7 protein-coding genes are annotated in these 9,045 nt (G+C 70.4%); 3 read left to right on the plus strand and 4 right to left on the minus strand.

Translation table 11 applies throughout. The annotated features are described in order from the left end of the window. The 3 genes from K2X24_RS08490 to K2X24_RS08500 all read left to right on the plus strand — a co-directional run. On the plus strand, positions 1-2,270 hold a 2,270-nt coding region (locus tag K2X24_RS08490), incomplete at its 5' end, for a heavy metal translocating P-type ATPase (RefSeq protein ID WP_292496746.1). Next, a complete protein-coding gene (cueR, locus tag K2X24_RS08495; protein WP_292496748.1) occupies positions 2,267-2,686 on the plus strand; it encodes a Cu(I)-responsive transcriptional regulator in 420 nt (139 codons plus the stop codon). The genes K2X24_RS08490 and cueR, both read left to right, overlap by 4 nt. Positions 2,687-2,870: 184 nt before the next feature. Beyond that, positions 2,871-4,043, plus strand: coding sequence for a M20 aminoacylase family protein (locus K2X24_RS08500; RefSeq protein WP_292496751.1), 1,173 nt, complete (start codon positions 2,871-2,873; stop codon positions 4,041-4,043). A gap of 77 nt (positions 4,044-4,120) precedes the next feature. On the opposite strand, the gene truB is transcribed toward K2X24_RS08500, so the two are convergent. The 4 genes from truB to infB all read right to left on the minus strand — a co-directional run. Further along, positions 4,121-5,149 (minus strand): tRNA pseudouridine(55) synthase TruB, encoded by a 1,029-nt coding sequence (truB, locus tag K2X24_RS08505; protein WP_292496754.1) that lies wholly within the window; start codon positions 5,147-5,149, stop codon positions 4,121-4,123. 134 nt (positions 5,150-5,283) lie between these two features. Next, entirely contained in the window at positions 5,284-5,736 is a 453-nt protein-coding gene (gene rbfA, locus K2X24_RS08510) for a 30S ribosome-binding factor RbfA (protein WP_292496757.1), read from the minus strand. A 151-nt stretch (positions 5,737-5,887) separates the two neighbouring features. Next, entirely contained in the window at positions 5,888-6,763 is an 876-nt protein-coding gene (locus tag K2X24_RS08515) for a hypothetical protein (RefSeq protein ID WP_292496759.1), read from the minus strand. A gap of 192 nt (positions 6,764-6,955) precedes the next feature. Next, on the minus strand, positions 6,956-9,045 hold a 2,090-nt coding region (gene infB, locus K2X24_RS08520), incomplete at its 5' end, for a translation initiation factor IF-2 (RefSeq protein ID WP_292496762.1).

The following is a 9,045-nucleotide window of genomic DNA, read 5'->3' on the forward strand; positions in this document are numbered from 1 at the left end:
CGCGCGCGGGCTACACCGTGCCGGAGGCCGTGGAGGTGATTGCGGTGGCGGGCCTGTCCTGCGCCTCCTGCGTCGGCCGCGTCGAGCGGGCCCTCTCGGAGGTGCCCGGTGTCACGCGCGCGTCGGTCAACCTCGCCACGGGACGCGCCGAGATCCGTCACCCGGAGGGATCGGTGTCGCGAGCGGACCTCGAGGCCGCCGTGAGCCGGGCCGGCTACGAGCCGCTCGCCGCCGAAGGTGTCCCGGATCACGCGCATGCCGAACGGCAGGCCGAGGAGGCCGCGCGTCTGCGCCGCGATCTGATGCGGGCCGCCGCTCTCTCCGCGCCGGTCGTCGTCCTCGACATGGGCGGCCATCTCGTGCCGGCCTTCGCCCACGCGGTGCATGGCGCCCTGGTGGGCACCGGCGTCGGGCTTCTCGAAGCCGCCCTCGCCACGCTGGTGCTCGCCGGGCCCGGCGCCCGCTTCTTCCGCCAGGGTCTGCCGAACCTGCTGCGCGGACATCCGGACATGAATGCCCTTGTGGCGCTCGGTGCCGGTGCCGCCTACCTGTACTCCCTGGTCTCGGTGCTGGCGCCGGCGATGCTGCCCGCCGGCACGGCGCATCTCTACTTCGAGGCCGCCGTCCTCATCGTCACTTTGATCCTGCTCGGGCGAACCCTGGAGGCCGGAGCCAAGGGCCGCACGGGCGAGGCCATCGCCCGCCTCGTCGGCCTCGCCCCCGCCACCGCCCGCGTGATCCGCGACGGTGTCGAAGTCGAGGTGCCGCAGGGTCGCCTCGCGGTGGGTGACGTGGTCCGGGTCCGGCCCGGCGAGCGGATCGCCGCCGACGGGATCCTGGTGGCGGGCGCGAGCTACGTGGACGAGAGCATGGTCACGGGCGAGCCGATGCCGGTGGCCAAAGCCGTGGACGATGCCGTGGTGGGCGGGACCCTGAACACCCATGGCAGCTTCGACCTGCGGGTCACCGCCATCGGGTCCCAGACCGTGCTGGCGCGCATCGTCCGCATGGTCGAGGCCGCGCAGGGCACGAAGCTTCCGATCCAGGCCCTGGTCGACCGGGTGACGGGCTGGTTCGTACCCGCCGTGATCGGGGCCGCCCTCCTCACCTTCCTGAGCTGGCTCGCCCTCGGCCCGAGCCCGAGCCTCGGCCTCGCCCTGGTCAACGCCATCGCGGTGCTCATCATCGCCTGCCCCTGCGCCATGGGGCTGGCGACGCCGACCTCCATCATGGTCGGCACCGGGCGGGCGGCGCAACTGGGCGTGCTCTTTCGCGGGGGCACCGCCCTGCAGCGCCTGCGCGACGTCCGGGTCGTCGCCCTCGACAAGACGGGCACGCTCACGGAGGGGCGGCCGACCCTCACCGACCTGATTCCCGCGCCCGGCCACAATGCCGACGAGACCCTCCGCCTCGCCGCCAGCCTCGAAACGCGCTCCGAGCACCCGATCGCCCGCTGCATCGTGTCGGCGGCCGAGGCGCGGGGATTGACGCTCGGGACCGTCGCGGCTTTCGCAGCGGAACCGGGCTTCGGCATCACCGGCACGGTCGACGGACGGCGCGTCGTGGTCGGGACCCGGCGCCTTCTCGACCGGCTCGGTATCCTGGCGGACGCCTTGAGCGACGCGGCCGGACGGCTGGAGGGCGAGGGCCGCAGTCCCCTCTACGCCGCGATCGACGGGCGCCTTGCCGCCCTCGTGGCGGTGGCCGACCCGATCAAGCCCGGGGCGGCCGAGGCCGTGGCGGTCCTGCGGGCGCGCGGCCTCGTCGTGGCGATGATCACCGGGGACGGGCGCGGGACCGCCGAGGGTGTCGCACGTCGCCTCGGCATCGCGGAGATCGCGGCCGAGATCCTGCCCGGCGGCAAGGTCGAGGCCGTCCAGGCCCTGCGGGCGCGGCACGGTCCGGTCGCCTTCGTGGGCGACGGTATCAACGACGCGCCTGCCCTCGCGGAGGCCGATGTCGGCCTCGCCATCGGCACCGGTACCGACATCGCGGTGGAGAGCGCCGACGTGGTGCTGATGTCCGGGGCGCTGGCGGGCATCGTCACCGCCATCGCGCTCTCGCAGGCGGTCATGCGCAACATCCGCCAGAACCTGTTCTGGGCCTTCGCCTACAACGTCGCGCTGATCCCCGTCGCCGCCGGCCTGCTCCACGCCTTCGGGGGACCGCTGCTCTCGCCGGTCCTGGCGGCCGGTGCCATGGCCCTGTCGAGCGTCTTCGTGCTCGCCAATGCCCTGCGGTTGCGCCGAGCGGCCGGAGCGGCATCGTGAGCGCGGGCGCCGTCACCATCGGCGAGGCCGCGCGCGCCACCGGGGTCTCGGCCAAGATGATCCGCTACTACGAGGAGACCGGCCTCATCGCCCCGGCCGCCCGCACGGCGAGTGGCTACCGGCTCTACGCGGAAGCCGATCTGCACGCCCTGCGCTTCGTGCGTCGTGCCCGCGACCTCGGATTCTCCGTGGAGGACATCCGGGCGCTCCTCGCGCTCTGGCACGACCGCGCGCGGGCGAGTGCGCAGGTGCGCGCCCTGGCGCTGTCCCACGTCTCCGACCTGCGCCGGCGCATCGAGGCCCTCGAGGGCATGGCCCGCACCCTGGAAAACCTCGCCGCCCATTGCGTCGGCGACGCCCGGCCCGATTGCCCGATCCTGGATGACCTCGCCGCCGGTCCGCACGCCGATTCCTGACCCGGAACGCTGCGACTCCGAGCGGCCCGCGACACCGGCGCACCGGCTCCAACGCCGCGAAGCGGCGCTTCGTCGGCATTGGGCGCGTTGACCGCGCCTCTGGCCTCTTGTTTGCTGCGTGTGCGCCGTCGCAACCCCGGCGCGTCCCACCCTGAGAGCCGTCGCCTCTCGAAAGTCGCTTCCCATGCCCGTCCTCGACCGGATCGCCGCCTTCGCGGACGAGATCGCCGCTTGGCGCCGCGATCTCCACGCGCATCCCGAACTGCAATACGACGTCCACCGCACGGCCGGGTTCGTGGCCGACAAGCTCCGGGACTTCGGCTGCGACGAGGTCGCCACCGGTATCGGCCGCACCGGGGTGGTCGGGGTGATTCGAGGCCGCTGCCACGGCTCCAACCGCGCCATCGGCCTGCGCGCCGACATGGATGCCCTTCCGATCGAGGAGGTGCGCGATCTGCCCTACCGCTCGACCGTGCCGGGGAAGATGCACGCCTGCGGGCATGACGGGCATACCGCGATGCTGCTCGGCGCCGCCAAGTACCTCGCCGAGACCCGCGACTTCGACGGCACGGCGGTCCTGATTTTCCAGCCCGCGGAGGAGGGCGGTGGCGGTGGCGAAGCCATGGTCCGCGACGGGATGATGGAGCGATTCGGCGTCGAGACCGTCTACGGCATGCACAACATCCCGGGCCAGGCGCTCGGGACCTTCGCGATACGGCCTGGACCGATCATGGCCTCCACCGATCGCTTCACCATCACCATCGCGGGCAAGGGCGGGCACGCCGCCCAGCCGCACCATGCCGTCGACAGCGTCCTGGTGGCGAGCCACGTGATCACCGCCCTGCAATCGGTGGTGTCGCGCAACGTCGATCCCCTCGAGAGCGCGGTGGTCTCGGTCTGCGCCCTCGAGGCCGGGGAGGCCTTCAACGTGCTGCCGCAATGCGTGACCTTGCGAGGCACGATGCGGGCGCTCTCGAAGCCGATGCGGACTTTTATCCAGGACCGGCTCGTGGAGGTCGTCACCCATGTCCCGCGTGCCTTCGGCGCGACGGGCACCATCGACTTCAACAGCGGTTACCCCGTCACCGAGAACCACCCGGCCGAGACGGACTTCATCGCGGACGTCGCGGCGGGCCTCGTCGGCGAAGCGGCCGTCGACCGGGCGGTGGCCCCCATGATGGCGGCCGAGGATTTCTCCTACATGCTCGCCCACCGCCCCGGCGCCTACATCTTCCTCGGGAACGGCGACAGCGCCGGCCTGCACCACCCGGAATACGACTTCAACGACGCCGCCGCCCCATACGGCGCCTCGCTCTGGGCACGGGTGATCGAGGCCGGATTGCCGATCCGAGGGTAGGGGCGTTTCCTCGCCGCCAAGGCGTCGCATTCCCCCTTCCCGACGCGATGGGGAGGGGGCCGGCAAAAAATCCCCGATCAGGCGGAGCGGTTCGACGTGCCGCCGAGATGGAACACCCGGTGGGGCACGAGTTCGCCCCGCTCCACGTCACCGACCGCAACGAGGATGCCGCCGCAGGTGGCGAAGGCCTTGCCCTCCACGGGAGCGTCGCGCCCGCGCAGGATCACCGGCTGCCCGCGCATCAGGCGCAGGGCCATGTCGCGGGAGACCGGCACCGACGGTACGGCATCAAGGGCGGTCTCCACCGGATGCAGGGCGCCGCCATTGCCGTCCGGCCCTGCTTCCTCCAGGGCGGCCACCTGGCAGGCATCCGCCTCCGTGAAGGGACCGACGCGGGTTCGCCGCAGGGCCGAGACGTGGCCGAAGCAGCCGAGCTGACGGCCGAGGTCGCGGGCGAGCGCACGCACATAGGTACCCTTGCCGCAGGCGGCCTCGATCACCGTGCGCTCGGGGGTGTGCTCCACCACGGCGAGATGGTCGATCTGCACGGGGCGCGCCACCAGCACGACCTCCTCGCCGTCGCGAGCGAGATCGTAGGCGCGCTCGCCCGCGATCTTGATCGCGGAGTAGCGCGGCGGCACCTGCTCGATGGCGCCGACGAAGGTCGGCAGCGCGGCCTCGACGGCCGCCCGGTCCGGACGCGCGTCACTCGTCGCCACAGGGCGCCCCTCGGCGTCGTCGGTGTCCGTCTCGATGCCCCAGGTCACGGTGAAGACGTAGGCCTTGCGGCCGTCCATGACGAAGGGGACGGTCTTGGTCGCCTCGCCGAGCGCGATGGGCAAGATGCCGGAGGCCAGCGGATCGAGGGTGCCGGCATGGCCGGCCTTCTTGGCGTTGAAGGCGCGCTTCACCACCGCGACCGCGTGGGTCGAGGTCATGCCCACGCCCTTGTCGAGGATCACCCATCCGTTGACGTCGCGGCGCTTGGGCCGGTCGGGGCGCGGCCCCCCACGCGGCGGGCGGCGGCCCTCGGCGGCCGCGAGCCGGTCCGTCACGGTCGGCTGAATGGCGCCTTCGGTGCGCTCGACGATCGGTTCGTTGATCATGGAATCCTCGGTCAATGATCGCGGGGGCCGGGCGGCACGCGCTGCGCCGTCATCCGTCCCATCCGGACGTTTCGAATCGGGTTCGTCTGCCGCCTCAGGCCAGAGAACCAGGGTTTGGGTATCGTGGTTTCGCGTCAGGCCGCGTCGGGGTCCGAGGCATCGGCCGCCCGGTCCGGATTCTGCTCGTCGCCGGGCGTCCGCGATTCGAGGTCGCGCCGTACCTTATCAGTCCGCAGCAGGGCGTCGATCCGGTCCGCCTCGTCGAAGGTCTCGTCGCGCAGGAAGCGCAGGTCCGGGGCGAATTTGAGATTCACCCGGCGGGCGACTTCCTGCCGGAGCGCCTTCTTGTTGCGCTCCAGGGCGGCGATGACCGGTGCCTCGTTGAGGCCACCGAGCGGCATGATGTAGGCCGTGGCGAGCTTCAGGTCCGGCGACATCCGCACTTCCGGCACCGTGATGACGTGAGCGCTCAGCACCGCGTCCTGGATGTCCCCGCGCTGGAGCACCTCGGCGATCGCGTGGCGGATCAGCTCGGCGACGCGCTGCTGGCGCTGCGAGGGTCCGGTCGGGGTCTGTTTCTGGGCCATCAAATTCTGATCGTCTTGTCGTCGAAGCGGTTTCGACACCGGCCCGCCTGGTGACGCTCGAAAGAGCGCTTCTGAAACGGAACGTCGACGCGCCGCCACTCGGGCAAAGCCCGAGCGGGTCGAAACGAAGCGGACGCCGAAGGCGACCCTCTTAGCGCAAATACTCGTTCGGGATATAGGCCTGTTGCGCACGTTTCGCGGTTGCCGGCGTCCGCGCCGGGTGATCGTGGATATGCGCCGCGAACATGCGGTCGATCCACTGGGCGTTCTTGAACACCCGCTTCGAGCGCAGGAGGTTGAAGGGCGCGATCTTGCGCATGGGCTGACGCGCATTGAACTCGGCGGCCGCCAGCAGCTCGCCGTTCCACGTGTTGGCCCCGTCCATGCCCACATCGTCGAGATAGACCGGCAGGAGGGGCAGGTACTGCTCCGGGCGCCCGTCCAGCACCTTCAGGGTGTTCACCGCCGAGGAGTAGTAATCCACATCCACCGAGATGAAGCCCACCGGCGCCTCGGCGGTGACGCTCGCGAGATAGGCAGGGATCGTCTCGGCGACGTCGCCGATGAGGAGCCGGCAGCGGCCGGGCAGGGAGCGGCGCAGGGCCTCGAAATCCATCGGGTAATCACCCTCCTGGAAATACTCCGGCATGTCGCGGTAATCGATCGCCGGCGGCATGCCGCTGCCCGTGTCGAACCCCACCACTTCGATGGCGATTCCGGTCTCGGCCTCGGTGCGCGCGGCGCAGTCGCACAGGTTCAGCAGCCCGGCGCCGGTCGCGACACCGAATTCCAGGACCTGGATTCGCTTGAGGCCGAGCTTCTTCGCCTCGTCGGCGGCGAACAGCACGGGGAACGCGTATTGCTGGCGCACCATCAGGTCGAAGGCCACCTTGGCCCGATAGCTGCCGAACAGCGCGACGCCCGCCGAAATGAGGTTGAGGTGCAGCGGCTCGGTCAGCCGCTCCACGAAGATCTTCTTGTACTTCTTGTCCGACAGCGCCCGTCGCAGGGCGTAGGAATTCAGCATCGTTCCGCCTCGACCAAGCCGCCATGTCGGCCGTCGCCCAGCCCATATAACCGGCGCGGGGCCGGCGGACCGAGGCACCGACCCGGCTTCCCCCAACCAAACTCGGCGACGCGGTTAAGGCGGGGCCGAAACGCGGAACGGGGCCGCGACCTACGTCGCGACCCCGTTCCTTCATCCGTCGATGCCGAACGCCTAGAGCGTGCGGCGGATCTCCTCGACCCGGTAGCACTCGATGGTGTCGCCGGCCCGCATGTCCTGGAAGTTCTCGAAGGACATGCCGCACTCGTAGCCGGCGGTGACTTCCTTCGCGTCGTCCTTCAGGCGCTTCAGCTGGGCGAGCTTGCCCTCGTGGATGACCACGCTGTCGCGGATGAGGCGGACATGGGCACCGCGCTGAACGACACCGTCGAGGATGCGACAACCGGCGATCTTGCCGACCTTCGACACGTCGAAAATCTGCAGGATCTGCGCCTCGCCGAGACGCTCCTCGCGCAGCGTCGGCGGCAGCATGCCCGACAGGGTCGACTTAATGTCATCCACGAGGTCGTAGATGATGTTGTAGTAGCGGATCTCGACACCGTTCCGCTCGGCCGATTCGCGCGCTTCCTTGTGGGCTCGCACGTTGAAGCCGATGACGACGGCCTTGGAGGCCTCCGCCAGGGTGATGTCCGACTCGGTGATGCCACCGACGCCCGCGAGCAGGATGCGCGCCGAGACCTCGTCGTTGCCGAGCTTCTCGAGAGCACCATTGATGGCCTCGACCGAACCCTGCACGTCGCCCTTGACGACGAGCGCGAGTTCCTTGCGGCCGGCGCCTTCCTTGAGGTCGCGCATCATGTCGACCAGCGAGCGGTTCGCACCACCCGTGCGGGCGGCAAGCCGCTCGCGCTTCTGGCGGGCACGATACTCGGTGACCTCGCGGGCACGAGCCTCGTTCGGGACCACCGCGACGCGGTCGCCCGCATCCGGCGTGCCGTTGAAGCCGAGCACCTCGACGGGGACCGAAGGACCCGCGTAGGGGACGCTCTCGCCCTTGTCGTCGATGAGGGCGCGCACGCGACCCCACTCGGCGCCCGCCACCACGATGTCGCCGGTGAACAGGGTGCCGCGCTGCACGAGCACGGTCGCGACGGGACCGCGGCCGCGATCGAGCTTGGCCTCGATCACCGTACCCTCGCCGTCGCGCGCCTCGTTGGCGCGCAGGTTCAGGATCTCGGCCTGGAGCTGAAGGCCCTCGAGGAGATCCGGCAGACCGTCGCCGGTCTTGGCCGAGACCTCGAATTCGAGGGTCTCGCCGCCCATCGACTCCACCTGGATGTCGTGCTGGAGCAGCTCGGTACGGACCCGCTGCGGGTTCGCGTCGGGCTTGTCGATCTTGTTGATCGCCACGATGAGCGGCACGCCGGCCGCCTTGGCGTGGGAGATCGCCTCCACCGTCTGGGGCATGACGCCGTCATCCGCCGCCACCACCAGCACGACGACGTCCGTCACCTTGGCGCCACGGGCACGCATGGAGGTGAAGGCCGCGTGGCCGGGGGTGTCGATGAAGGTCACCATCTCGCCGGACGGCGTGGCAACCTGATAGGCGCCGATGTGCTGCGTGATGCCGCCGGCCTCGCCGGAGACCACGTTCGCCTTGCGGATCGCGTCAAGGAGCGAGGTCTTGCCGTGGTCGACGTGACCCATGATCGTGACGACCGGGGGACGGGGATCGAGATCCTCTTCCAGGTCCGGCTCGTCGTTGAACAGGCCCTCTTCAACGTCCGACTCCGCAACGCGGCGCACGGTGTGGCCAAGTTCCTCGGCGATAAGCTGCGCCGAATCCGAGTCGATCACGTCGGTGATCTTGTGGATCTGGCCCTGCTTCATCAGCAGACGGATCACGTCGACGGCCCGCTCCGACATGCGGTTGGCGAGTTCCTGGATCGTGATCGTCTCGGGGATCGTCACCTCGCGGGAGAGCTTTTCCTTCTGCTCTACCTGCCGGTTGCCGCTCATGCGCTGCTGCCGGCGACGGAACGAGGCAACGGAGCGCGTACGCTCGTCCTCGCCCGAGGTGGCGGTGGCGATCGTGAGGCGGCCACGATTGCGGTCGCCGCCCGGCTGCTTGGGGGTCTTGGGCGGCGTGATGATCTTGAGCGGCATGCCGGGGCGGCGGATCACGCGCTTCTGCTCGCTCTCCTCCTCGGCGGCCTGCGGCCGGCCAGCCGTACGGGCCGGTGCCGCGCCACCGGCCGGCCGGGCGGCGGTGGCCGCCGTCGGTGCGGTGGGCTCGGGCTCCG

The organism is Methylobacterium sp., assembly GCF_019750675.1.
Lineage (GTDB): Bacteria > Pseudomonadota > Alphaproteobacteria > Rhizobiales > Beijerinckiaceae > Methylobacterium.